We start from the raw sequence: 25499 nt of genomic DNA on the forward strand, positions 1-25499 counted from the left end.
GGAGGGAGGTCACCGGTGCGCCGGCGATCTCCCTCCTCGTTCCACGTCTCCCGCCCCGTCCCTGAGCCTCCATCCCCCTCCCCGTTCCGTCAGCCTTTGGATCACATCTTGTCCACGCTTGTCCGATTGAACTGGTATGCACAATGCCTATTTTGCTCCCGCACCCGACACGCGGAGTGGAGAGCAGATGCGGACCCTCATCGTAGGCATATCGGCGGTGGTGCTGGGCGCGCCGGTGGTGGATACGACGCTGTGGGCACAGGGCGCGCCGGCGGGGGCGCCAGCTAGCGGGGCGCCGCCGGTGCAGATCTCGGCGTCGGTGCGCGCGCGCGCCGAGTCGTGGGACTGGTTCGACGCGGGCGCGGCGGGGGAGTACTCGTATGCCCACCTGCTGGCGCGGGTGTCGACGGCGCAGTCGCGGGCGCACTGGTCGTGGCGCGTCGAGGGGGCCGTGCCGGTGCTGCTGGGCCTGCCGGACGACGCCACGCTCGCCGCGCCGGGCGGACAGCTGGGCCTTGGCAGCACCTACTACGCGGCGAATGACGCCAAGCGCAACGTCGCTAGCGTATTCGTGAAGCAGGCCTTCGTCCGCTGGACGGCGAACGGCCACGCGCTGCGGGTGGGGCGCTTCGAGTTTGCGGACGGCGCCGAACGCGCGCCGGCCGATCCGACGCTCGCCGCGGTGAAGGCGCAGCGCGTTGGGCAGCGACTGATCGGCCCGTTTGGTTTCTCCGCGGTCGGCCGTTCATTCGACGGCCTGCACTACACGGGACGCGTGCAGAAGGCGGGGCTGACGGTCGCGGCCGTACGCCCGACGGCCGGGGCGTTCCGTGCCGATGCGCAGCCGGGACTCGACATCAACGTGGCGTACGCGGCGCTGACGACGGGCGCGCGCGCGACGAACGCCGAGCACGACCTGCGCCTCTTCGGCCTGTGGTACGATGACGAACGCGGCACCGTGCCGACGGACAACCGGGCGGCAGCGGCGCGCAGCGCCGATCGCAGCGCCATCGAGGTGCTCACACTCGGCGGGCACTGGACCGCGATCTTCAAGAGCGGGCGGGCGAAGTTCGACGCCGTGGCGTGGGGGGCGTGGCAGGGGGGCGACTGGGGGCGGCTGGATCACGCCGCCAACGCGGTAGCCCTGGAAGGAGGATTCCAGCACGCCGCGCTTCCGTGGGGGACGTGGATTCGCGCCGGGGTGCTGCGGACGAGCGGCGACGACAACGCAGGCGACAATCGCCACGAGACCTTCTTCCAGGCGCTGCCGACGCCGCGCGTGTATGCGCGGATGCCGTTCTACAACATGATGAACTCGTCCGAGACCTTCGCCACGGTGCAGGCGAAGCCGCACGCGAAGGTGACGCTGCGCGCCGGCGCGCACGCGCTGGAACTGACCGAGGCGCGCGATTTGTGGTACCTTGGCGGCGGTGCCTTCGACAGCCGGGTTTTCGGTTTCGCGGGGCGTCCGTCCAGCGGCGCGACGCCGCTCGCGCGCGTGATGGATGTGTCGGTCGCCTGGCAGCCGCATGCGCGACTTGCCGTCGAACTCTACGGGGCGTCGGCGCGGGGCGGCGCGGTGGTGCAGGGCGCCTACGCGGGGAATCGCGTGGCGCGTTTCCTCTATCTCGAGACCACCCTGAGCCGCTGACCGATGACCAAGTGGATCGCGATCGTGATTGCCGCGCTGCTCGGCACGGCGAGCGGACTGGGCGGGTACACGTTCATCGCCGCCAAGGGCTACTCGTACCTGACGAACGACGCGGCGGCCTGCGCCAATTGCCACGTGATGCGCGAGCACTTTGCCGCCTGGCAGAAGTCGAGCCATCGCGCGGTGGCGGTGTGCAACGACTGCCACGCGCCGCACGACAACATGGTGCACAAGTACCTGGTGAAGGGGGAGAACGGCTTCTGGCACTCCCTGAACTTCACGACCGGGATGCATCCCGATCCGCTGCGCATTCGCGAGAAGAACCGGCGCGTGACCGAGGCGGCGTGCCTCAGCTGCCACGGCGATCTCGCGGCGAGCATCTCGCCCGCGGCCCGCGCCGGGCACTCAGGGACGGGGGACGACGCGCTGGACTGCATCAAGTGTCATCGGTACGTGGGGCATTGGGTGCGGTGAGGGGCGATGGTGATGGCGGAGGGCCGATTGCTGATGGCGGATGGCGGATGGCGGATGGCTGATGGCTGATGGCTAATGGCTGATGGCGGATGACTTATAGCCGCATTGCACTTCGAACTTTGCATACCGATTTCTCGCCCTGTTGGAGAATCCTTCCATGTTCCTTCGCTTTCGTCGCGGCATCACGCCGCTGACCCTGATCCTCGTCGCCGTCGCCTTCGGGCTCGCCGCGGTCATCGCGGGCTACATGCTGCGCGACATCACGCGCAAGCAGGACGAGGCGCGCAATCCGTTCTATCGCGTGGTCGCGCTGACCGACACGACCACGGATCCCGCCGAGTGGGGGAAGAACTTCCCGCTGCAGTACGACGGGTACCGGCGCACGACCGACATGGTGCGCACCCGCTACGGCGGGAGCGAGGCGATGCCGCACGTGCCCACCAAGCTCGATCCGCGCGACACGGTGTCGCAGTCGCGGCTCAAGGAAGATCCGCGCCTGGTGCAGATGTGGGCGGGGTACGCCTTCTCCAAGGACTTCCGCGAGGAGCGCGGGCACGCGTACATGCTGACCGACCAGATGTACACGGAGCGCCAACAGGTCGCCAAGCAGCCGGGGACGTGCATCAACTGCCACGCCTCGACGTACGCGACGATGATCCGCCTGGGCAAGGGCGACCTGATGAAGGGCTTTGACGCGCTGAACCACCTGCCGTACTTCGACGCGCTCAAGGAGACGGGGAACCATCCGGTGTCGTGCGTGGACTGCCACGATCCGGCGTCGATGGCGCTGCGCGTGACGCGCCCGGCCTTCATGGAGGGAATCCGCGCCTACAAGGCGTCGCTCGGCATCAAGGACTACGACGTCAACAAGCAGGCGACGCGCGCCGAGATGCGCAGCTACGTCTGCGGGCAGTGCCACGTGGAGTACTACTTCAAGGGGCCGGAGAAGCGGCTCACCTTCCCGTGGTTCAACGGGCTCGCCGGCGATTCGATCCTCGCCTACTACCAGAAGGACGGGCACAAGGACTGGGTGCACGCCATCTCCGGCGCGCCGGCGCTGAAGGCGCAGCATCCGGAGTTCGAGATGTTCAATCAGGGCGTGCACGCGCGCAGCGGCGTCGCCTGTGCCGACTGCCACATGCCATTCCAGCGCGAGGGCGCGCAGAAGATCAGCGACCATCACGTACGGAGCCCCATGCTGATGGTGAACCGCGCCTGCCAGACCTGCCACAAGCAGACGGAAGCGGAACTCAAGTCGCGCGTGGAGCTGATCCAGGACCGCACGTTCGGGATGCGCAACCTGGCGATGGACGCGCTGCTTGACCTGATCAACGACGCGGCGGTGGCGCGCAAGGCGGATTCGACGAGCGCCGCGCTCAAGAAGGCGCAGGACTTCCAGCGCCAGGCGCAGTTCCTGCTCGACTTTGTGGAAGCGGAGAACTCCGTCGGCTTCCACGCGCCGCAGGAAGCGGCTCGGCTGCTGGAGAAGTCCATTGACTTCTCGAGGAAGGGGCAGCTCGCGTTGAGGCCGATGGCTAAGTAGAGGGGGACGGAACGAGGAGGGGGTGGAGGCTTAGGGACGAGGTGGGAGACGTGGAACGAGGAGAGAGATCGCTGGCGCACCAGTGATCTCCCTCCTCGTTCCGCATCTCGTTCCTCCTCGCCTAGCCTCTACCTCGTCCTCGTTCCGTCAGGTTCGCCTCTACCCCCTCCTCGTTCCGCTACCGAATCATCCCCACAATCCGCCGTCCAATCTCCGGGTACGCCCCATCCAGATGATGCCCGCCGCTCATCTTCACCACCACCGCCGGCGGTGCGAGTTCGGGGCAGATGGTCTCCTTCTCATCTTCGCCGTAGAAGCAGATGAGCGGCATCGCGCCCATCGCCCTGATTTCGGGCATCAGCGGCGGGTCGCCGGGCGCGGGGGTGGACGACAGGAGATCGCGCATGCGGAAATGGAAGCCGGCGGTGCGTTCGCTGCCGATGAGCACGACGAGCTTCACGCTCGCGCGCAGGGCGGGGGGCAGCCGGTTCACGGCGAACGGGGCGATGCCGGCGCCGCGCGAGTAGCCGATGACGATGACGGAATCGCGGTGCCACTTGGCGTGGTATGCCGTGATGATGCGGGCGAGATCGGCGGCGGCCTGTGCGGGCGTCTTGCCGGACCACAGGTACGTGCGCTGGTTGAATCCGACGACGGGGATTCCGGCCGCGGCCAGCTGGGCCGACACACCCTGGTCGAGCGCCACCCAGCCGCCATCGCCGGTGAGGAAGACGGTGAAGAAATGACCGCTCCCCGCGGCCGGGACTTCAGTGAGGGGGAGGTCGGCGAGGGACGACGGCACCTGCGCACGGATGGGCGCCGCGGCGAGTCCGACGGTGAGGGCGACGGCGATGCGGCGTGCAACGGTCATTTCTTCACGATCCCCGTGATTCCGCCCGAAATCAGCGCGGCGACATTGGTGAGGATGCGCGGCAGCCACAGGCCGCCCGGCGACGCGAGGTACCGCGGCTCCCAGATGGGATCGAACTTCTGCTTGTATTCGCGCAGTCCCTGGAAGTTGTAGAAGTTCTCGCCGAACCTGTAGACGAACGAGCCGACGCGGTTCCAGAGCGGCGCGAGCGCGCGATTCTCGAGGCCCGCCAGCGGCGCCATCCCCAGGTTGAAGTGCGAGAAGCCCTCGGCGTGGCCGTACAGCATCAGCTGGATGAACAGGTACTCCATCACGTTCTCGGGGGCCTGCGCGGAGTAGCGCATGAGGTCCACCGTGAGTTCGTCGCCGGGCTGCCCGCGCCAGACATTGGCGAAGGCGACAATGCGTCCCTCGCGCCGCACGACCGCCATCGGGAAGCGGCGCAGGTACGCCTCGTCGAAGTAACCCAGCGAAAAGCCCTTCTCGCGCACGCTCTTGGCTGCCAGCCAGTCATCGGAGACGGCGCGCAGTTCGGGGAGGACGGCGGAAAACTCCTCCGCGGGCACGATGCCGAACGTGCCGCCGTCCTTCTCCACCTGGTTGACCACGCGGCGCATCCCCTTGCGCGCGCCACCCTGCAGCGAGAAGTCGGCGAGCGGCACCCGCGCCTCCTCGCCGAGCTTGAGCAGCGAAAGCCCGAGGTCGAGGTAGAGCGGAAGGTTGTGCATCCGCACCTGATAGAAGACGGTCGCCGCGCCGTGCCGGTCGGCGAGTTCCCGGAAGCGCCAGGCGAGTTCCTGCCGTTCGCTGGGCGCGCCCACGGGATCGCCCAGCGCGATGAACGACCGCCCGGCGGCGCCGTACATCACGAACGCATTGCCGGCGTCGCTGAAGAGCAGCGACTTGTCGCCGAGGAGCGCGAGGTTCGACTGCACGTCGCGCGACGACTGCACGATGACCGCGGCGCGCGCCATCGACTCCTCGTCCGGCGGCTCGCACTTGGCGGGGGCGGGACGCAGCAGCCGCTGAAGGGCGACGACGAGCAGCAGCGCAGTGACGCCCACCGAGGCGCGCAGGAAGCGCGGCGCGTCGCCGCGCACGGCGAACTCCCACCACAGGTCGTGCGAGTAGTCGACGTGCTTGAAGGCGAAGAGCCCGAGCCAGAACGTCGCGCCCACCACGAGCGTGATGGCGGCGGCCCATCCCGGCGAGAAGACATCGCTCATCATCGACGCGCGGCGATAGAAGTGCCGTCGCGCCGGGAGGAGCGCGGTGAGGACGAGCGCGAGGAAGGTCGCCTCCTCGAAGTCGGCGCCCTTGCCGAGCGAGGCGATGATGCCGACGATGAGCACGCCGCTCGACAGCCACCAGGCGGCATCGAGCCGCCGGGCGAGGCCCCAGGCGAGCAGCAACAGCGCCGCACCGGCCACGCTTGCCGTGAAGTGCGACAGCTCGATGACCGCCAGCGGGAAGATGTCGGCCAGCAGGTGCAGTCGCGACCGCACGCCCGGCGTTGCCCCGGAGAGCAGCAGGATGGTCCCCGAGGTGAACGTCGTCACCGCAAGCATCGATGGCACGACGCCCGGCACCCATCGTCCCGCCACCTGCGCCGCACGGGCAATGCCGTGCCGCGCGCGCGACACCTCGTGCGCGGCGAGAAGCGCGACCGCCGCCCCCAGCGGAACGAGATAGTACACGACGCGATACGCGAGGAGCGCGCCGGCCAGTCCGGCAGTCGGGATTTCTTCCTTCAACAACAGGACGATCACCGCTTCAAAGATGCCAACGCCACCGGGAACATGGCTGAGCAGGCCGACGACCTGTGCCAGCAGGAACGCGCTCAGGAAAGCGCCGAACGGCACCGGATGGTCCGGCGGGAGCAGCACGAACAGCACCGAACCGGCGGCCACCCAGTCGAGCGACGAGGCGAGCACCTGCGAGACGGCCAGCGACGGACGCGGCAGCGGAAACTCCCATCCGAGCGCGCGCAACGGCGCCTTGCGCACCGCGCTGGAGACGAGATACCCGATGACGAGCACGAGCAGCAGCGCGCCGATGGTCGCGAGCGACTCGACGGGGAGGCCGAGCAGGTCAGGTGTGGCGCGCGGTTCGATGAGGAAGACGGCGCCGCCGATGGTGAGCACGCCCAGCCAAAACGTGACAGCGTTGAACCCGACGGCCATCGCGATGTCGGCGCTCGACAGGCCCCACGCCGAGTAGAACCGGTAGCGGAGCGACCCGCCGAGCAGCATCGGGAAGCCGAGCGACTGCGAGAGCGCGTACGCGACGAAGCCGACGAAGGCGACCCGCCGCGTGGCGAGCGGCCGCTGGATGTAGCGCAATGCGAGCCAGTCGTAGCTGACGAGCGCCAGGTAGCCGAGCGCGGTGAGGCCCAGCCCGTAGAGCAGCTGCGTGCGGGGCACCGCCTGGATGGCGAGCCGGATGTCGCGGTAATGCAGCGTGGCCAGCTCGTGGTGCAGCGACCAGAGCGCGATGCTGAACACCAGCGCCCCGGCCAGCACGCCCAGCGAACGAGTGAGATGCTTCTTCACGGTCATCTCGTAGCCCCAACCGTCGCCTTTCGTTCCAGTGAACCCCAGCCCACGGTGCGGCCGCGCACGGCCGCAAGGAACGACCGCAGCACGACCCAGTACATCACCTGCCGGTACGCAAAGCGCTGCAGCACGATGAGCCAGGTGAGCGAATACTCCTCGTCGGGCTCCATCAGGAAGGCGATCACCGCCCCCAGCCAGTCGGTGACGAGGAAGACGGCGTAGAAGATGAGGATCTGGTACAGGTCCACCAGCGCATACGATTCGCCGAACGACTGCCACGTCAGCCACACCGAGACGAGGCCGTAGACGAAGAGCAGGTCGGCAAGCGGCGAGAGCGCGGTGAGAATCAACTGGAAGAGCCAGGTGTTGGGCAACGCCACCATCCCGAGCGTGCCGAACCGGGGATTCAGCAGGGCATCGCGATGTTTCCAGGCGCACTGGAGCGTGCCGAACGACCAACGGAATCGCTGGCGGGCGAGGCCGCGCAGCGAGTCGGGCGCCTCGGTCCACGCGATGGCGCGCTGGGCGTATCCCACCGAATAGCCGGCCTTGTGCACGGAAATCGTCAGGTCCTGATCCTCGGCCAGGGTCTCGCCGCGGAATCCGCCCACGGCGAGCACGACCTCCTTGCGCCACGCGCCCACCGCGCCCGGCACCACCGTGATGCAGTCGAGCAGGGCGAAGGCGCGCCGGTCGAGGTTCTGGCTGGTGACGTACTCGAGCGCCTGCCAGCGCGTGACGAGGTTGAGCCGGTTGCCCACCTTGGCGTTGCCGGCCACGGCGCCCACCTTCGGATCGGCGAGCGGCGCCACCAGTTCGGCCACCGTGCGCGGTTCGAAGAGCGTGTCGGCGTCGAGGCAGATGACGATGTCGGCGCTGGCGCGGGCGATGCCGTGGTTGAGCGCGCTCGCCTTGCCGCCATTGGGCTTGGTGAGGACGATGACGCGCGGATTGCCGTCGAAGGCGTGGCGCGCCACGGCGTACGTGTCGTCGGGCGAACCGTCGTCGACGACCACGACGTCGAGCGGTCCGGCGTAGTCCTGCGCGAGCAGTGAGTGCACCGTGCGCTCGATGACCTTCGCCTCGCGATAGGCGGGGACGATGACGGTGACGGGCGGGGCGAAATCGGTGGCGCGCGGCGCGCCGTGCCGCACGCGCTGGATGACGGCGAGGGCCAGGATGAACGCGAGGCGGCCGACGCCGAGAATCACCGCCACGAAAAAGAGCCAGTACAGCCCCCAATCGGCCGCGCCGATGGCGCCGAACGCGAGCATGTCCACCGACCGCTCCAGCGTGGAGCGCCTCGGGAGCGCCGGCATCGCGTCGTCGCGCGAAACACCGGCAAGGGTGGAGGCGAGCACCAGCGTGTCGCCGCGCGCCTTGAGCGAGTCGATGATGGGGCCGAGCGCCGCGACGGTCGCCGAGCGATCGCCGCCGCCGTCGTGCATCAGCACGATATTGTTGCCGCTCCGCCGCTTGGCCATCGTCTGCCCGATGATCAGCGCGGGATCCTTCAGGCGCCAATCCTCGGAGTCGATGCGCACGCCGACGGTGACGTAGCCGAGCCGCGTGGCCATCGCGACGGGATCGAGCTCGTCGGCGGTGGTGGGCTCCGCGTCGCCGAAGTACGGCGGACGGAAGAGCACGGTGCGGCGGCCGAGAATCGTCTCGATGAGCCGCTCGGTGGCCACGAGTTCGAGGTGGCCGACCCACGGCGCGGTGAGCGAGAGGTTGCGGTGCGTGTAGGTGTGATTGCCGATCTCGTGCCCTTCGCGATAGATGCGGCGCACGATGCCGGGGCGGTCGTCGGCGTCGCGGCCGACGATGAAGAAGGTGGCCGGGACGCCGCGGCTCTTCAGCGTGTCGAGGATGTCCGGCGTCCAGCGCGCGTCGGGGCCATCGTCGAAGGTGAGCGCCACCTTGCCCTCGGAATCGCCAAAGCGCTGGATCACCCACGGCGACGGCAACACCGTGAGCGACTCGGCCACCACGAGGCCGCGCGGCGCGTCGAGCCGAAGTGTGCGCGTGCCGGCCGTGGGCGGCGAGCGCATCCGCAGCAGTTCGCCGTTCCCCTCGAATTCCACCTGATAGCCGGCCGGAATGTCGTTGATCTCACTCGGCGACGGCGGGGTGGGATCGCGGTCGAGCAGCGCCCAGAGCGACGGGTCCTCGGCGCCGAGCCGCCAGAGGGCCGCGCCCGCGGCCTTCAGCCGCGCCACAGTGGTGAGGTGATTCCATCCCGTGGCGGCGTCGAGGAACCAGGCCACGTGACTGGTGCTGTCGGGGTCGTCCCACGCCGCGTACGGATTGAGCGCGATGGAATCGAAGCGCACGACGGCGTTGGCGGCGCGCACCTTGCTGATCATTTCCTGATACGTGACGGCGTGACCGCTGAGGCGGCCGCCCGCGTCGTTCCAGTCGTAGCCGAAGGCGCCGAGCGCGAGGATGGCTTTCTTTGCCCCGACGGCGGGCGTCAGCGCGCTGGCGCGCTCATCGTACCAGGCCTGGCTGGCGACGGGCCCCGGATCGCCGCGGCCAAAGTGCTCGTCGTAGAGCATCACGAAGACGTAGTCGCACGGCGCGGCCACCTCGCGCGCCGTGGAAGTATCCACCGACGCCGCGATGGTGGTGGTGACGAGCCGCTTGGCCGGCGCCATCGCGGTGCGCAAATCGCGCAGGAAGGCGACCCAGTCGTGGACGAGGTCGTCGGGCACTTCCTCGAAGTCGATGGTGATGCCGGCGAGACCGTAGCGTTCGGCCACCGCCGTGAGTTGCGCGATCGCCTTGCGCCGCGCGACTGGATGCGTGAGCAGGCGGCGCAGGTCGGCGGTCGCGAAGACGCCACTTTGCGAGTCGAAGTTGCTGACCATCGCGAAGATGCGCGGCCGCGACTCCGGGGGGAGCAGGCTGTTGGCGAACAGGATGCGCGGGTCGAGGTCGAGGCGGAGCGAGTCGCCGCGGGGCGCGACGAAGATCCATTCACTCACCACCCAGTCGAGTTCACTCGCGTGGGCGCGATACGCGGCGAACGAGTTGTCGTCCCACTTGACGTTGAAGCCCACCACGAGCGGCGGGCGCACCGGATTGGGGGCGGCCGGCGCGACGGCGCGACGGGCCTCGCTGCGCCCCCCGCGCGGGATGGTCAGGCGCTCGGGGTGCTCGGCGCGCGGGGCGGGGTGAATGGCGAGCGCCGCCAGCAGCCGGCGGCGGGCGCTCAGGCGCTCGCGCTCGCTGCGGGAACTCGTGAAGCCGTTTCGCGTGGCGCCGCGGACCGTCCGCTGGGCCTCGCGCATCGAGGGAAGGAGCGGCGGGATGACGATACTGATGACGAGGCCCAGCGCCAGAAGCGAGGAGATGACGCCGAAGCCCAGTGCGATGCGCCGAACCCGCCGCCAGCGCTGGCCGGAAGGGTCGATGAAGATGTGCGGGAGATCAGACGGGGACACTACTGGGGAACGGGGAGGGGATGGAGGCGAAGGGACGGGGGACGAGTGCAGGAACGGGGGGAAACGTGCGACTACGGGAGGGCAGGTGCCGCGGCAGGATGGCCGTGCAACTACGGTATTGCCCCTCTGGTAATGGAAGTCCTACGCCAGTATGGGATGAACCCCACTCAATCATACTCGTTCCACACCCCGTCCCCCGTCCCTGCGCCTCTACCTCCTCCTCGTTCCGCCCTCGTTCCCCTTGTTTCTAACCTCGCTCCCCAGCTATGTTTATAGGCTGTAAGTATCCTTGTCCGGCGCGCAATCGCCACGAAGGGGGGAGAACGTAATTGTCGGAAGTCATCATCCATGACGATGAGAACTTCGAGCGTGCGCTCAAGCGCTTCAAGAAGAAGTGCGAGAAGGCCGGGATCCTGTCTGATCTGCGCAAGCATCGTCACTATGAAAAGCCGAGCGAACGCCGCAAGCGCAAGATGAATGCGGCGATGCGCAAGAATCGTCGCACCCGCTCGAACTAGATGGCCTCCCTGCAGGATCGCCTCGCCGCGGAGCTCACCGCCGCGCGCAAGGCCCAGGACAAGGCGCTGACGCTGCTCCTGGGGACGATCCTCGCCGACACACGGAACCGCGAAATCGAACTCCGGCGTGCGCTCACCGACGACGACGTCATCGATGTGCTGCGCAAGGGCGTGAAGAAGCGGAAGGAGTCCGTGGCGGCGTACGAGCAGGCGGGACGGACGGAACTCGCGGCGCAGGAGGCGGCGGAGGTGGCGGCGCTCGAACGCTACCTTCCGGCATTGGCCAGCGAGGACGACGTGCGTGGCGCTGTGCGGGCCGCCATCGCGGCCGGCGCGAAGGGCGTCGGACCGGTGATGGGTGCGGTGATGCCCCAGTTCAAGGGGCGCGCCGACGGTGGCATGATCAACCGCGTGGTTCGCGAGGAGCTCGGCAAGGCGGAGTGACACCCCCCAACGTGGTACCCGAACAAGCCCGAACAGGCGATCACGATCGCCCGGTCGGGTTTTTTCGTCCCCACGCGCTGACGGTCCTCGAGTTCCCGCGCGTCCTCGAGGTCGTGGCGGGGTACGCGCACTCGTCGCTCGGCGCGGCGCGGGTGATGGCGTTGATGCCATCGCAGGCACTCGACCTCGTGCGCGCCGAGCATGCGCGCGTGGAGGCGATGCGGTCGCTCGTCACGAGCGACGACGGCTGGGCGGGCGAGCCCATCCCCGACCTCACGGCGGCGCTGGCGCGGCTCCGCATCAGCGGGACGGTGCTCGACGGCCTCTCGCTGCGCGACGCCGGCCGGCTGCTGGGCTCGGCGCGCCGCACGCGCGACGCGATCTACGCCGACCACGTGAGCCCGATGGCGCGCGCCCTGCTCGTCGAGTACGCCGACGTGATGGCGCGCGACGCCGAGCTGGAGCGGCGGCTCGAGAAGGCGCTCGACGACGACGGCAGCGTGCGCGACGACGCGTCGCCGGCGCTGCGACGCATCCGGCGCGAGATGGCGGGGGCCGAGGGCGAACTGGTGCGCCTGCTCGAGCGGCTGATGGCGAAGCTCGATCCGCACCATCAGGTGAGCGACGCGTCGGTGACGGTGCGCAACGGCCGCTACGTGATCCCGGTGCGCCGCGAAGGCGCCAAGCACACCGGCGGCATCGTGCACGACACGAGCGCGAGCGGCGCGACGGTGTTCATCGAGCCGCCGGCGGCCGTCGAGGCGGGGAATCGCATTCGCGAGCTGGCCATCGAGGAGCAGCGCGAGATCGAGCGCATCCTGCGCGAGCTGACCGACGCGCTGCGCCCGCATCACTCGGCGCTGGAGCTGTCGCTCGAGGCGCTGGTGACGCTCGATTCGCTGGCGGCGCGCGCCAAGTATGCGGTGGCGGCGCGCTGCAACCCGGCCCCGCTGGGCGCGCCGGCGGAGGGCTTCGCCATTCGCAACGGCCGGCACCCGCTGCTGCTGGCCCGGGGCGCCGACGTGGTGCCGTTCGACCTCGAGATGCTGCCGGGCGAACGGACGTTGCTGGTGTCGGGTCCCAACACCGGCGGCAAGACGGTGCTGCTGAAGGCGCTGGCGCTGCTGTCGCTGATGGCCCAGAGCGGGATTCCCGCGCCCGTGGGGCCGGAGAGCCGGCTGGCGGCGTTCGACGGCGTCTTCGCCGACATCGGCGACGAGCAGAGCATCGAGGCTTCGCTGTCGACGTTCAGCGCGCATCTCAAGAACCTCATCGAGATCGTGAAGGACGCCACGCCTCACTCACTGGTGCTGGTGGACGAACTGGGGTCGGGGACCGATCCACTCGAGGGGGCCGCGCTGGGCGGCGCCATTCTGGAGTCGCTCACGGCGCGCGGCACGCTGACGATTGCAACCACGCACCTGGGCGCGCTCAAGGAACTCGCGCAGGAAGTGCCCGGCGTCGTGAACGCGTCGCTGCAGTTCGACGCGGTGGCCCTGGCGCCGACATACCGACTGATCAAGGGAATCCCCGGGCGTTCGTATGGCCTGAGCATTGCGCGGCGGCTCGAGATGCCGGCCGACGTGATTGCGCGCGCCGAGGAGCGGGTGCCGACGGTGGAGCGCGACGTGCATCGGTTGCTGGAGGTGCTCGAGGTGCGCGACCGTGAGAGCGCGACGCTGCGGGCGCGCCTCGAGACCGACACCGAAGACGTGCATCAGCGCGGCCGCCGGCTGGCGGAGCGCGAGGGAGAGATCCGGCGCAAGGAGCGCGAACTCGAGCGCGCCTCGCGGCAGGAGGCGCGGCGCTACCTGCTCGATGCGCGCGCCGACCTGGAGAAGATGATCGCCTCGCTCAAGAATGCCGGCGCCGAGGGGCTGGAAGCCGCCGCGGCCGCGGCGCGGAGCGGGCTGGAACAGCGCGCCGCCGTGGAGCGCGAGGCGCTGGATGGCCTGGACGCGCAGGAGCAGGAAGAGGCGATGAACGATGCCGAGGCGCGCGCGCGGGAGGCGCGCGCCAAGGGGCTGCGCGACCTGCACCCGCTGGCGGTCGGCGACGCGGTGGCGGTCTCCACGCTGGGCGGGAAAGCGGGCAAATTGCTGGAACTGCGCGGGGCGGATGCGCTGGTGATGGTGGGGGCGCTCAAGCTGACGGTTCCGGCCAGGACGCTCACCCGCATCTCGTCGCGTGCGCTGCGCGACCGCGAGACGGCGGTGGCCTACATCGGCGACGTGCCGGAGGTGGAGGTCAAGCACGAGATTGACGTGCGCGGCCTGCGCATTGGCGAGGTGGAAGACGCGGTGCTGCAGGCGATCGACAGCGCGCTGCGCGCCGATCTGGCCGAACTGCGCATCATCCACGGCAAGGGCACGGGCGCCCTGCGCGAGAAGGTGGGACAGATGGTGAAGGACGACCCGCGGGTGAAGAGCGCGCGGCTCGGCGCGTGGAACGAAGGGGGAGCCGGAGTCACGGTGGTGCAACTGGCATGATACCCGACGAAGACGTCGAACGAGTCCGGGAAGCCGCGGACATCGTCGCGATCATCAGCGAGCACGTGCGCCTCAAGCGCGTGGGCTCGGTGTATCGCGGGCCGTGCCCGTTCCATCAGGGGACGAACAACAACTTCTCGGTGATGCCCAAGGGCGGGTACACCTGCTTCGTCTGCGGCGAGAAGGGCAATGTCTTCACCTTCGTGCAGAAGCGGCTCGGCCTGACGTTCGCCGAAGCGGTGAAGTACGTGGGCGAGAAGACCGGCATCGAAGTGCGCGAGGTGGTGAAGCAGCGCGAGGGTCCCGATCCGCGCGAGCCGCTGTGGGAGATCAACGCGACGGCGGCGGCCTGGTTCAAGGCGCGCCTGTGGGACGACGAGCGCGGCGCGCCGGCGCGGGCGTACCTCGCGTCGCGGGAGATCTCGCGCGAGACGGCCGATGCGTGGGAGATGGGCTACGCCCCGCACGAACTGGGCGTGCTGCGCGCGCACATGGCGAACCTGGGCTGGGATCCCGATCGCCTGCTGCAGGCCGGACTGCTGGTGAAACGGGAAGAGGAAGACGAGCCGCGGCCGCGATTCCGCGACCGGCTGATGTTCTCCATCCTCGACGCGTCATCGCATTTCGTGGGGTTCGGCGGACGCCTGATGGGCCCGGGCGAGCCGAAGTACCTCAACAGCGCCGAGAACCCGGCCTTCCACAAGGGCCAGACGCTGTACGGGCTGCACAAGGCGCGCGGCGCGATGCGGCGTGAAGAACGCGCCATTCTCGTCGAGGGATACTTCGACGTCGTGCGCATGGCGAGCGCCGGCATCGAGCCGGTGGTCGCGCCGCTCGGCACCTCGCTCACCGAGGGGCAGGCCGAATTGCTGCGGCGGCACGCGAAGACGGTGTTCATTGCGTATGACAGCGACGGTCCGGGACAGAAGGCAACCTTCCGCGCCGCCGACGTGCTGCTGGCGCAGGGCGTGGCGGTGCGCGTGGTGACGATGCCCGAGGGCGATGACCCCGACACGTTCGTCCGCGCGCACGGCGGCGAGGCGATGGAGAAGCTCGTGGCGGGCGCGCTCGATGTGTTCGACCGCAAGGTGCAGCTGCTCGAGCGCGGCGGCTGGTTTGCCGATCTCCAGCGCAAGCGCCGCGCGCTCGATGCGCTGCTGCCGACCATTCGCGCGGCGCGCGATCCACTGACGCGCGAGATGTACCTGGCGCGCGCCGCCGAGGCGGCGAAGGTGGACCGCGGGGTGCTGGCGCGCGAACTCGACGCAGGCGCGTCGCGGCGGGCGCGTCTGGGCGCGCCGGCGCCGGCAACGCGGCGCGCGCCGGCGCCGGGCGACGAAGAAGCGGACAGCCGGCCGGAACCAGTGCCCGCCCCGGTGGGTCCGTATAAGAGCACGGTGGAAGCGGCGTCATCGGAGCGCGACCTCGTGCGCGTGATCATGCTGCACCGCCCGATGGCCGACCTGGTGATCGAGGGGGTCGGACGGCTGAGCGAGGACGAGGCCGACCGGCCGGAGTGGCTGGCCGACGATGACGGAGATCGCGCGCCGTCGGGACTGCGCGATCCGGTGTATCGCACGATGTACGAGGCGCTGCTCGATGCCGATCCTGCGCTGCAGGGCGGGGCGCTGGTGGCGTGGCTCGCCGACCATCTGGAACCGTGGGTGGTGCGCATGGCGGAGGAGATGCTCGACACACCCGAGAGCATGTCGAACCCGCAGGCCATGGTGGAGGGCGCGCTGCGGCGCCTGCGCGAACGGTCGATGCGCGACCGCCTGGCGGAACTGGACCGGGTGACCCCGCTGGCGACGGGAGACCAGAAAGACCGATTGATCGCCGAGAAGCAGCGGTTGCACAACGAGCTGCGCCATATGGGCGCGACGGGGTGGAAGGGGTATCGGCGCACCTAGGCGCCGGGCATTCAGGGGGAGGGGAGACTCAGTGCAGCAGGAACTCGCAGCATTGCTGGCGGTGCAGGCGGACGACATCGAGATCCACGCGATCGAGGAGAAGCTGTCGGCGCTGCAGCCGCGGCTGAAGGAACTCGACCAGCGGCGGGCTCGCATCGCCGCCGACGTGGAGCGGGCGCAGGTGCTGGTGACGGCGGAGGAGAAGAAGCAGGCCTTCCTGCGCGAGAAGATCACCGAGCACAAGGCGCTGATCGACCGCAACCAGACGCAGATGGATGCGGTCAAGACGATGCGCCAGGCGACGGCGGCCGTGGCGCAGATGGAGGAGGCGCGGCGGATCGTGGCGACCGAGGAATCGGAGCTGATCGCGATCAACCGCCGGCTCGAGGAGGCGCGGGCCGCGCTGCACGCGCACCAGTCCACGCTCGAGGCGCTCGGGGTGGAGCAGTCGGAGGCGCGCGCCGAGGTGGCGTCGCAGCAGGCGTCGCTCGACGCCGAGCTGGCCGCGATGAAGGCCAAGCGCGCCGAGAAGGCGGTGCATGTGCCCGCGCCGCTGCTCGGGAAGTACGACCGCATTCGCATTCGCCGGCGCTCGCAGGCGGCGTGGGCCGTGAGCGGGATGGCGTGCGGCGCGTGCGACACGGCGATTCCGATGCAGCGGCGCAACCAGATGTCGAACCACGGCGGGATCGACGTGTGCGAGGCGTGCGGCGTGCTGATGTACTTCGCGGAATAGTGGTGCTCCGCGTCGGCCGTTCGGGACTCCCGTAGCCGTATGACCGCCCCCGCTTCCCCCCGCCGCCGCGCGGCGGCGCGCTGGCTGCGCGCGCCGCAACCGGACGCGGCCGTGGTGCGCGCGCTGCAGGCGTCGCTCAACCTCCCCGCGGCGCTCTGCGCGCTGCTCGCGGCGCGCGGCATGCAGGACGACGATGAGGCGCGGCGCTATCTGCGTCCGCAGTACGAGCACCTCCATCCCCCGGGGGCGCTCAAGGACATGGATGTGGCGGTCGCGCGGCTGCAGCGGGCCATCACCGACGGCGAGAAGATCTTCGTGCACGGCGACTACGACGTGGACGGGATGTGTTCCACCACGCTGATGACGCGCGCCCTTCGCGCCCTCGGCGGCGACGTGACGCCATTCGTCCCCGATCGCGTGTCGGACGGCTACGACCTGGGTCCGGCCGGCGTCGCGGCGGCGTTTGCCGCGAAGGCGAGCGTCGTGCTCACCTGCGACTGCGGGACGAGCGCGGTGGCGAGCGTGCAGGAGTTGCAGCAGGGCGGGGTGGACGTGATCATCTCGGACCACCACCTCCCCGGTGGTCCCCTGCCGCCGGCGTTCGCGGTGCTGAACCCGCGCCGCCCCGACGACACCTCGCCCGACAAGGACCTCGCCGCGGTCGGCGTGGCGTTCAAGCTGGCGCTCGCGCTCACGCAGGCGATGGGCGGCAACGAGAATGTGGTGCTCAACATGCTCGACCTCGTGGCCCTCGCCACGGTGGCCGACGTCGCCGCGCTGCGCGGCGAGAACCGCGTCTTCGTGCGGCGCGGCCTGCCGCTGATGCGCGAGTCGCGGAGCGCCGGCCTGCGCGCGCTGGTGCGCGCGGCGGGGCTCGACGCCAAGGAGATCACAGCCGGGCGCGTGGGGTTCATCCTCGCGCCGCGCCTCAATGCGCTGGGGCGCATCGGCCGCGCCATCGAGGGCGTGCAACTGCTGCTGAGCGATCGCGAGGAGGAGGCCAACCCGCTGGCCCGCAAATGCGAGGAGCTGAACCGCGAACGGCAGGAACTCGACCGCCGCATCCTCGACGAGGCGCTGCGCGGCGCCGGCAGGTTCGATCTCGACGACACGTGGGGGCTCGTGCTGCACGGGCGGCAGTGGCATCCCGGTGTGATCGGCATCGTGGCCTCGCGCGTCGTGGAGCAGACAGGGCGCCCCGCGGTGCTCATTGCGGTGCAGGACGGCATCGGCAAGGGATCGGGCCGCTCGATCCCCGCGTTCGACCTGCACGCGGCGCTGCAGGACTGCCACGACCTGCTGATCAAGCACGGCGGGCACAAGGCGGCGGCCGGGCTCACCATCGAGGAGCGCCACCTCGAGGCGTTCGTCGAGCGGTTCAACGCGGTGGCCCGTGCCAGGCTCACGGCGGACGACCTGATTCCCGAGTTGCGCGTCGACCTCGAACTGCCCATCGACGACGCGACGGATGAGCTGGAGAAGCTGCTGCGCCACATCGAACCGTGCGGCATCGGCAATCCCGGGCCGGTCTTTTCGGCGCGCGGCGTGCAGATTGTCGGCGGCCCCGATCGCATCGGGGCCGACGGCGTGAAGGTGCGGATTGCCACGGCGCGCGGGCCGATGGAAGCGGTGGGGTGGGGACTCGCGCATCGCGCGACGGAACTGGCGGCGGCGCGCCGCGGCACGGTGGAGATCGCGTACAAGCTGGACCGGAACGAGTACCGGAATCAGAGTACGCTGCAGGCGCAGATCCTGGACTTCAGGGCAGAGACGGGATGAGGATCATCGCGGGGGAATGGCGGGGGCGGCGGCTGGCGGCGCCGGCGGGGCGCTCGACGCGTCCCACCACCGACCGCGCGCGTGAGGCGTGGATGAGCATCCTGGCGCCCTCGCTCGTCGGCGCGCGGGTGCTGGACCTCTTTGCCGGATCGGGGGCGCTGGGGCTCGAGGCGCTCTCGCGCGGGGCCGCGGCGGCGACCTTCGTCGAGGATGATCCACGGGCGCTGACGGCGCTCCGCAAGAACGTCGAGGCGCTCGGGGCGGGGGATCGCGTGACGATCGTGCGTGCCGACGCCGTGCGGTTCGTGAAATCGCTCGAGGCGGGGGCCTTCGCCGTGGCCTTCGCCGACCCGCCGTACGAAAAGGGGCTGGCCACCGCCGTGGCCGACCGCTGGCTTGCCGCCGCGTTCGCGCACATTCTTGGCATCGAGCATTCGCCGCGCGAACCGTTGCCCGGGAGCGACGATACCCGTCGATATGGGGACACGGCCATCACCTTCTACAGAGACTGACATGCCCAGGTTGGCCCTGTACGCCGGCAGCTTCGACCCCATCACGAACGGCCACAGCGACCTCATCAAGCGGTCGCTGCAGTTCGTGGACAAGCTGATCGTCGCCGTCGCGGTGAACGTGCAGAAGCAGTCGCTGTTCACCGTGGAGGAGCGCGAGGCGCTGATCGCCGCCGCGGTGGAGAACGACCCGCGCGTGGAGGTGCGCTCGTTCCAGGGGCTGCTGGTGGAGTTCGCCCTCTCGCTGAATGTCCCCGTGCTCATTCGCGGCCTGCGCGCGGTGAGCGACTACGAGTACGAGTATCAGATGGCGCTGATGAACCGCCACCTGGCGCCGAACATGGAAACGGTGTTCATGGTCCCGTCGCTCGACACCACGTACATCAGCTCGTCGATGGTGCGCGAGGTGGCGAAGTTCGGGGGGGATATCACAAATCTGGTGCATCCATCGGTGGCCAAGGCGCTTCAAGAGAAATACGGAACGAGGACGAGGTAGAGGCCTGGCGAAACTACACGGAACGAGGAGGAGGTAGAGGCCCAGCTAGGGGAGAGGAGGGGTGGAACGAGGAGGGAGCTCCTCGGCGCGCCCAAGGCCATCCTCCTCGTTCCGCCTCTCGTCCCCCGTCCCCACGCCTCTACCCCCTCCTCGTTCCGTCCCTCCTCCCCGATCCGTGTCCTTTCTCGCCACTCTCCACTCCCGCGCTTCCGAATCTCCTCGCCGCCTCGCCTTCGCCGAGTCGACGGAGCCGCGGGTGCTCGAGGCGGTGCAGCGGATGCGGAAGACGGGACTGGCCATTCCGGTGCTGGTGCTCGATCCCGCCGCGCCGGCATCGCACGCGGCGGCGCGCGCCTCCGGGGCGGAGTGTGTCGATCCCACCACCGATGAGCACGGCGACCGGCTCGTCGAGGCGCTGATCAATGCCCGGGCGCACAAGGGGCTCACGCTGCAGGGGGCCGAACGCCTGGCGCGCGACCCGCTGGTCTTCGCGCTCTGGTTGCTGCACACGCGTGGCGTGCACGGCTGCGTGGCGGGGGCCGTGCGCACGACGGCGGAGGTGCTGCGGTATGCGCTCTGGCTGATCGGGCCGGCGGAGGGCGTCCGCACGGTGTCGAGTGCGTTCTATATGCTGCTCTCGGACAGCGTGGTGCAGGGACACGGGCACGGTGTGGTGCAGGGTGCGGGGACGGACGACGTCCTCACCTTCGCCGATTGCGCGGTCATTCCCGATCCCACGGCGGAGCAGCTCGCAGACATCGCGCTCGCCGCCGCCGAGGCGCGGCGGCTCGTGGTGGGCGACGAACCGCGCGTGGCGCTCCTCTCCTTCTCCACCCACGGCAGCGCGGAGTCGCTTTCGGCGGCCAAGGCCCGCGCGGCGCTGGGGCTGATCCGCCGTCGCGCCCCGGACCTGGTGGTGGATGGCGAGTTGCAGGGGGACGCGGCCCTCGTCCCGGCCATCGCCGCGCGCAAGGCGCCGGGGAGTTCGATTGCCGGGGCCGCGAACATTCTGGTCTTCCCGAACCTCGATGCCGGCAACATTTCCTACAAGCTCGTCGAACGGCTGGCGGGGGCGCGGGCCATTGGCCCGATCCTCCAGGGATTGGCACTTCCGGTCTCCGATCTCTCGCGCGGCGCGAGTCCGGATGCCATTTTTGACGTCGCGGCTGTCACCGCCCTGCTGTCGCGCGCGCCGTCCGATGGGCGCGCGCGCTGACAGGACCCACCTCCCGAGGATGCACCCGACATGAGCTTTACGGTCAAGAAGTCAGGCGACGTCACGGTCTTCGAAGTCGAGGGCACCCTGATCGTCGGCAACCGCCAGGAGCTGAAGCAGAAGGTCATCGACGAGATCGAGGGCGGCGCGCGCAAGGTGCTGGTGGACTTCGAGAAGACCACCTACATCGACAGCTCGGGCCTGGGCGTGCTGGTCTCGCTGGCGAAGAAGATTCGCGAGACGGGCGGCGACCTGCGGCTCGCCAACCTGAACGATGACCTCCAGACCCTGTTCGAGCTCACCAAGCTCGACACGCTCTTCCAGATCTCCGAGAGCCGCGACCGCGCACTCGAGAGCTTCTAGATGGGGCTGGGCCCCCTGCCGCTCGAGCTGGAGATCCCGAGCGACGTCGGCTGCATCGAATCCGTAGTCGCGCAGATCGTGCGCTGCTGCGAGGACGCGGCGTTCGCGGATCGCCACCTGGCCTTCCACATCCCGGTCGCGCTGACCGAGGCGCTCTCCAACGCGATCCTCCGCGGGAACGGCGAGGACGCATCCAAGAGCGTGCGCGTGCGCGTCAGCGTGGACAGCCACGCGCTGATCGTCGAGGTGGAGGACGATGGGCTGGGCTTCGACCTCGACGCCTGCACGCTCGACCCGACCACGCACGAGAATCTCGGGCGCGAGGACGGGCGCGGGCTCTTCCTGATGCGGCGGCTGATGGATCACGTCGAGCAGTTCCGCGCCCGCGGCAACGTGGTGCGGATGGTGCTCCTGCGGCGGTCGAGCGACGACCGCGCCGCGTGACGGACGCCGCGTGAGCGACCTCGACGCCGTCCTGTCCGCCTTCCGCGAGGCCACGGGCTGCCCGGCGTCGGTCTGGGCGCAGCCCGCGCCCGATGAACCACTGCAGATCGAGGGGGGCGATCCGGGCGAATCGCCGGCGCCATCGGCGGAGCAGCGCCCGGCCGAGGGCGCGCACGAATCGGTGACGCCGCGCGGGCTGCAGATCGTGGCCCGTGTCCCCGGGGCGCGCACGGCCTGGCTTTCGCTCGGCCCGTCGGGAAATCACGACGCCGCGCGGCTGGGGCTCAAGCTGCTGCTCCCGGTCGCGTCGCAGGTGCTGCGCTCGCAACTCGAGGTGAGCCACGCCGCCCAGGATCTCGCCGAACGATACGAGGAGATCAATCTCCTCTACTCCATCGGCGAGATCCTCGGTCGCACCGTCTCGCTGGAGGATGCGGCGAAGGTGATCCTCAACGAGATCTCCGAGACGGTCGGGGCGCGGCGCGGCGCCATCTACGTGATCGACCGCACGGCCGGCATGCTGCGTCCGGTCGCGGCGCTCGGCGCGGCGACGCCGCTTGCCGACATCCCCGCCGATGATCCCGTCTCGGTGACGGCGCGCGTCTTCCGCACGCATCACCCGCTGACCGTGGGCGAAGGGGCGATGCAGGCCGACGCCGAAGCGCCCATCCGCCGCGGGGCGATGCTCAGCGTCCCCATCATGTGGGCGACGCCGCAGGGCGGCGTGCCGCTGGGCGTCGTCGATCTCTCGGGGCGCCGCGGCGGACAGCCGTTCACGGCGAGCGACCAGAAGCTCGTCTCGGCGATCGCGACGCAGGTGGGGACCACCATCCAGAACACGCGGCTCGCGCGCGCCTCGGCGGAGCAGGCGGAACTGACGCGCGAAATGCTGCTCGCGCACGACCTGCAGATGAAGCTGCTCCCGTCGCCGGCGTCGCTGGCGCCGGTGGCCGACTGCGCGGCGCGCGTCGCCCCCGCTGAAAGCGTGGGCGGCGACTTCTACAACCTCTTCCAGCTGGGCGACGGGCGGGTGGGCGTGCTCATCGGCGACGTGTCGAGCCACGGCTATCGGTCGGCGCTCATCATGGCGCTCGTGATGAGCGCCACGGCCATTCACGCCCGCGGTTCGAGCGACCCGGCGGCGACGATCGGCGCGCTGCTCGTCTCGCTGGCCGACGAACTCCGCGAGACGGAGATGTTCATGACGGTCTGCTACGCCGTCATCGACACGCGCGCCGGGACGGTGACGTGGTGCAACGCGGGGCATCCGCACGCGTTCGTGCTGCACGCCGATGGCGCGTCCACGCGGCTCGCGGCCACCGATCCGCCGCTCGGCCTGGTGGATGACGCGCCGCACGCCGCCGCGCGGCCGTGGGCGGCGGACGACGTGCTGGTGCTGTTCACCGACGGCATCAGCGACGCGCGCGGCGCGCAGAAGAAGCGGCTCGGCGAACGCGCCGTGCTCGACGTGGTCACCGCGCGCCGCGCCGATCCCGCCTGGCGCATCGTCGACGGCGTCTTCGCCCTGCTGGAGGGGCACATGGGGGCGATGCCGCCGAGGGATGATCAGGCGCTTGTCGTGCTGCGGACTTCGGCGAAGGGAGAGTGATGGCCGATGGCGGATGGCGGATGGCAGAGCGCGACGCCGAAAGTCTGCTGACTGCGCCGACCAACTGAACGACTTTAGACGTCCACCCTCCGCCATCTGCCCTCCGCCCTCCGCCATCCCTCGCCCCATGATGCACTACCCTCCGCCCCGCAAGCGCCTCGGCCAGCACTTCCTGACCGATCCGCGCATTCTCGGGCGGATTGCGGACGCGCTGGCGCCGACGGCCGACGAGACGGTCATCGAGATCGGGCCGGGGCGGGGGGCGCTCACCGACGTGCTGATGCAGCGCGCGGGGCGGGTGATCGCCATCGAGATTGACCGCGACCTCGCGCCGCGGCTGCGCGAACGGTACGCGGACGATGCGCGGCTCACCGTGATCGAGCGCGACGTGCTGAAGGTGGACTTCGGCGAGGCGGCGGCGGGAGCGTACGTCGTCGCCGGCAACGTGCCGTACAACATCACGACGCCCATTCTCTTTCACGCGCTGCGGCGGCCGCGCCCGCTGCGCGCGGTCTATCTGGTGCAGCGCGAAGTCGCGGAGCGCGTGGCCGCGCCGCCGGCGAGCGAGACGTACGGCGCGCTGTCGGTGAACGTGCAGTCGGTGGCGCAGGCCGAACTCGTCTTCAAGGTGCCGGCCGGCGCGTTCCAGCCGCCGCCGAAGGTGGAGAGCGCGGTGCTGCGCATCACGCCGCGCCCCGATCCGGTGATCACGGACGACGAGGAAGACGCATACCGCACGCTCGTGGTGGCGGCGTTCGGCCTGCGGCGCAAGCAGTTGCGGCGCGTGGTCCGCACCGTCTGCCATCTGGGGGCGGAAGCGGCGGAGCAGGTGGTCAGCGCCGCCGGTCTCGATCCGGAAGCGCGTCCCGAGGTGCTGTCCCCCGACGATTTCGCGCGACTGCTGCGGGCGAGCCGGACGCCGCGGTAGAGCGGGCGCGGTCGGTGCGCGTTCCCGGTGTGGAGCGCCCCCGCTCCCCGGCTAGCGGTGCGCCGGTGCGTGCGCCGGTGCGTGCGCCGGTGCGTGCGCCCGCGCGTGCGACAGCGCGTGGGACAGCACCTCGAGTTCCATCGCGAGGTTCATGCTGCGCACGGTGACGTCCTCGGGGAGATCGAGCGGGGCAGTGGTGAAGTCGAGGATCGCGTGCACGCCGCCCCGAACCAGCTGCGCGGCGACGTCCTGCGCTTCGTGGCGCGGCACCGCCAACACGGCGATGTCGGCGCGCAGCTGGCGCACGGCGTGCGAGAGATCGCTGGCGTCGGCGATGGTCACGCCGTCGAGCGTGTGCCCCACACGGTGCGGGTCGGCGTCAAAGATGCCGACGACCTCGAAGCCGCGATCGCGAAAACCGCGATGACGCGCCATCGCCGATCCAATCTTGCCAGCGCCGACGATGACAAGCCGCCACGAACGATCGAGGCCGAGGATCTCGCGGATGTGCGCGACGAGATCGTGCGTCGCATAGCCGAGTCCGCGCTTGCCGAAGGAGCCGAAGAAGGAGAGATCCTTGCGCACCTGCGCCGACGTCGTGCCGCCGCTGCGGGCGAGCTCGCCGCTGGAGACGGTCGTGCGTCCCGCGGTCTCGAACTCCTCGAGGTAGCGCAGGTACAGGGAGAGCCGTCGGACAGTGGACTCGGCGATCTTCTTCACGGCGTGCAGCGGTTCGGAGGCGCACGCGGTGCGTGCGCGGTGCGTGCGCGGTGCGTGCGCGCGGGTGCGGGAGCTTGTGAATTCCTTCACAATCTAGGCCAGCAGCCGTCGAAGTGGTACCGTTCGGGCATGAAGGCGTTTGCCACCTGCCGATTCATCGTCGTGGACGTCGAGACGACCGGGACGAGCCACGGCAATGGCGATCGCGTGACCGAAGTGGCCGCCGTCGTCGTCGAGGACGGTGAGATTCGCGACGGCTTTCATTCGCTGGTGAACCCGCAGCGCCCGATCCCGTGGCGCATCACGGCGCTGACGGGAATCTCCGACGAGATGGTGGCCGGCGCCCCGCCATTCAGCGTCATCGCCGCGCCGCTGGCCGAGGTGCTGCAGGGACGCATCTTCGTGGCGCACAACGCGCCGTTCGACTGGGGGTTCCTGGGCGCCGAGTTCGCGCGCGCCGGATTCCCCGAGGTGATGCAGGGGCCGCCGCTCTGCACCGTGCGCCTGGCCCGCCGACTGCTGGCGCACTTGCCGCGGCGCAATCTCGACGCGGTGGCATTCCACTACGGCGTCAACATCGAAAGCCGCCACCGTGCCCTCGGCGATGCCCGCGCCACCGCCCGCGTGCTGCAAGGGCTGCTGCACGACGTGGAGAAGCAGGGAGTGGACAGTCTCGATCTACTTCGGCAGTGGATGGCGCGGCGGGTTTATGCGAGGAAGCGGAGGACGGCGATGCCTACTTGGGTGGCGGATAAGGGATTAGGGGAAGGGGCATAGGGGGGCGGTACCGGGCGGGGG

At 69.8% G+C, this 25499-nt stretch carries 21 protein-coding genes; 17 read left to right on the plus strand and 4 right to left on the minus strand.

Features of this window, described 5'->3' with window-relative positions; translation table 11 throughout:
- Positions 1-187: 187 nt before the first annotated feature.
- From VGJ96_14015 to VGJ96_14025, 3 genes are all read left to right on the plus strand, one after another.
- Complete coding sequence (locus tag VGJ96_14015) at positions 188-1651, plus strand: alginate export family protein (GenBank protein HEY3288230.1); 1464 nt, start codon at positions 188-190, stop codon at positions 1649-1651.
- A gap of 3 nt (positions 1652-1654) precedes the next feature.
- Positions 1655-2125, plus strand: a complete 471-nt coding sequence (nrfH, locus tag VGJ96_14020; GenBank protein HEY3288231.1) for a cytochrome c nitrite reductase small subunit — start codon at positions 1655-1657, stop codon at positions 2123-2125.
- Positions 2126-2282: 157 nt separating this feature from the next.
- A complete protein-coding gene (locus VGJ96_14025; protein ID HEY3288232.1) occupies positions 2283-3668 on the plus strand; it encodes an ammonia-forming cytochrome c nitrite reductase subunit c552 in 1386 nt (461 codons plus the stop codon).
- Between the two features lie 178 nt (positions 3669-3846).
- Here the strand turns inward: VGJ96_14025 and VGJ96_14030 are convergent, their stop codons facing one another.
- Genes VGJ96_14030 through VGJ96_14040 form a run of 3 tightly spaced genes read right to left on the minus strand, consistent with a single transcriptional unit; the run spans position 3847 to position 10540 of the window.
- A complete protein-coding gene (locus tag VGJ96_14030) occupies positions 3847-4539 on the minus strand; it encodes an AcvB/VirJ family lysyl-phosphatidylglycerol hydrolase (GenBank protein ID HEY3288233.1) in 693 nt (230 codons plus the stop codon).
- On the minus strand, positions 4536-7091 hold the full coding sequence (gene mprF / locus VGJ96_14035; GenBank protein ID HEY3288234.1) for a bifunctional lysylphosphatidylglycerol flippase/synthetase MprF: 2556 nt from the start codon (positions 7089-7091) through the stop codon (positions 4536-4538). The genes VGJ96_14030 and mprF overlap by 4 nt, the downstream gene beginning before the upstream one ends.
- Positions 7092-7093: 2 nt before the next feature.
- A complete protein-coding gene (locus VGJ96_14040) occupies positions 7094-10540 on the minus strand; it encodes a glycosyltransferase (GenBank protein HEY3288235.1) in 3447 nt (1148 codons plus the stop codon).
- A gap of 329 nt (positions 10541-10869) precedes the next feature.
- On the opposite strand from VGJ96_14040, the gene rpsU reads away from it, so the two are divergent.
- The 13 genes from rpsU to rsmA all read left to right on the plus strand — a co-directional run bounded on the left by rpsU (position 10870) and on the right by rsmA (position 23981).
- A complete protein-coding gene (gene rpsU, locus VGJ96_14045; GenBank protein HEY3288236.1) occupies positions 10870-11058 on the plus strand; it encodes a 30S ribosomal protein S21 in 189 nt (62 codons plus the stop codon).
- Positions 11059-11502: a GatB/YqeY domain-containing protein gene (locus VGJ96_14050; protein ID HEY3288237.1), complete on the plus strand. Its 444-nt coding sequence runs from the start codon at positions 11059-11061 to the stop codon at positions 11500-11502.
- Between the two features lie 11 nt (positions 11503-11513).
- The gene (locus VGJ96_14055; protein ID HEY3288238.1) at positions 11514-13991 is read left to right on the plus strand and encodes an endonuclease MutS2; all 2478 of its coding nucleotides are present in this window, start codon (positions 11514-11516) and stop codon (positions 13989-13991) included.
- Complete coding sequence (dnaG, locus tag VGJ96_14060) at positions 13988-15901, plus strand: DNA primase (protein ID HEY3288239.1); 1914 nt, start codon at positions 13988-13990, stop codon at positions 15899-15901. Before VGJ96_14055 ends, dnaG begins: the two co-directional genes overlap by 4 nt.
- 31 nt (positions 15902-15932) lie before the next feature.
- The gene (locus tag VGJ96_14065; GenBank protein ID HEY3288240.1) at positions 15933-16637 is read left to right on the plus strand and encodes a hypothetical protein; all 705 of its coding nucleotides are present in this window, start codon (positions 15933-15935) and stop codon (positions 16635-16637) included.
- Between the two features lie 39 nt (positions 16638-16676).
- Positions 16677-18416, plus strand: a complete 1740-nt coding sequence (recJ, locus tag VGJ96_14070; protein ID HEY3288241.1) for a single-stranded-DNA-specific exonuclease RecJ — start codon at positions 16677-16679, stop codon at positions 18414-18416.
- Positions 18413-18928 (plus strand): 16S rRNA (guanine(966)-N(2))-methyltransferase RsmD, encoded by a 516-nt coding sequence (gene rsmD / locus VGJ96_14075; GenBank protein ID HEY3288242.1) that lies wholly within the window; start codon positions 18413-18415, stop codon positions 18926-18928. The genes recJ and rsmD overlap by 4 nt, the downstream gene beginning before the upstream one ends.
- Position 18929: 1 nt before the next feature.
- Complete coding sequence (gene coaD / locus VGJ96_14080) at positions 18930-19421, plus strand: pantetheine-phosphate adenylyltransferase (GenBank protein ID HEY3288243.1); 492 nt, start codon at positions 18930-18932, stop codon at positions 19419-19421.
- Positions 19422-19596: 175 nt separating this feature from the next.
- Entirely contained in the window at positions 19597-20637 is a 1041-nt protein-coding gene (gene pta, locus VGJ96_14085) for a phosphate acetyltransferase (GenBank protein HEY3288244.1), read from the plus strand.
- Positions 20638-20667: 30 nt separating this feature from the next.
- Positions 20668-21000 (plus strand): STAS domain-containing protein, encoded by a 333-nt coding sequence (locus VGJ96_14090; protein HEY3288245.1) that lies wholly within the window; start codon positions 20668-20670, stop codon positions 20998-21000.
- Positions 21001-21444 carry an ATP-binding protein gene (locus VGJ96_14095; protein HEY3288246.1) on the plus strand — a complete coding sequence of 148 codons (444 nt, stop codon included), beginning with the start codon at positions 21001-21003 and terminating at the stop codon, positions 21442-21444.
- A gap of 10 nt (positions 21445-21454) precedes the next feature.
- Entirely contained in the window at positions 21455-23053 is a 1599-nt protein-coding gene (locus VGJ96_14100) for a GAF domain-containing SpoIIE family protein phosphatase (protein HEY3288247.1), read from the plus strand.
- Positions 23054-23180: 127 nt separating this feature from the next.
- Positions 23181-23981: a 16S rRNA (adenine(1518)-N(6)/adenine(1519)-N(6))-dimethyltransferase RsmA gene (gene rsmA, locus VGJ96_14105; protein ID HEY3288248.1), complete on the plus strand. Its 801-nt coding sequence runs from the start codon at positions 23181-23183 to the stop codon at positions 23979-23981.
- Between the two features lie 51 nt (positions 23982-24032).
- Here rsmA and VGJ96_14110 read toward each other — a convergent pair whose 3' ends face one another.
- Positions 24033-24791 (minus strand): redox-sensing transcriptional repressor Rex, encoded by a 759-nt coding sequence (locus VGJ96_14110; GenBank protein ID HEY3288249.1) that lies wholly within the window; start codon positions 24789-24791, stop codon positions 24033-24035.
- 39 nt (positions 24792-24830) lie between these two features.
- Between VGJ96_14110 and VGJ96_14115 the strand changes: the two genes are divergently transcribed.
- Positions 24831-25478: an exonuclease domain-containing protein gene (locus VGJ96_14115; protein ID HEY3288250.1), complete on the plus strand. Its 648-nt coding sequence runs from the start codon at positions 24831-24833 to the stop codon at positions 25476-25478.
- Positions 25479-25499: the final 21 nt, after the last annotated feature.

The organism is Gemmatimonadaceae bacterium (assembly GCA_036504815.1).
GTDB lineage: Bacteria > Gemmatimonadota > Gemmatimonadetes > Gemmatimonadales > Gemmatimonadaceae > PNKL01.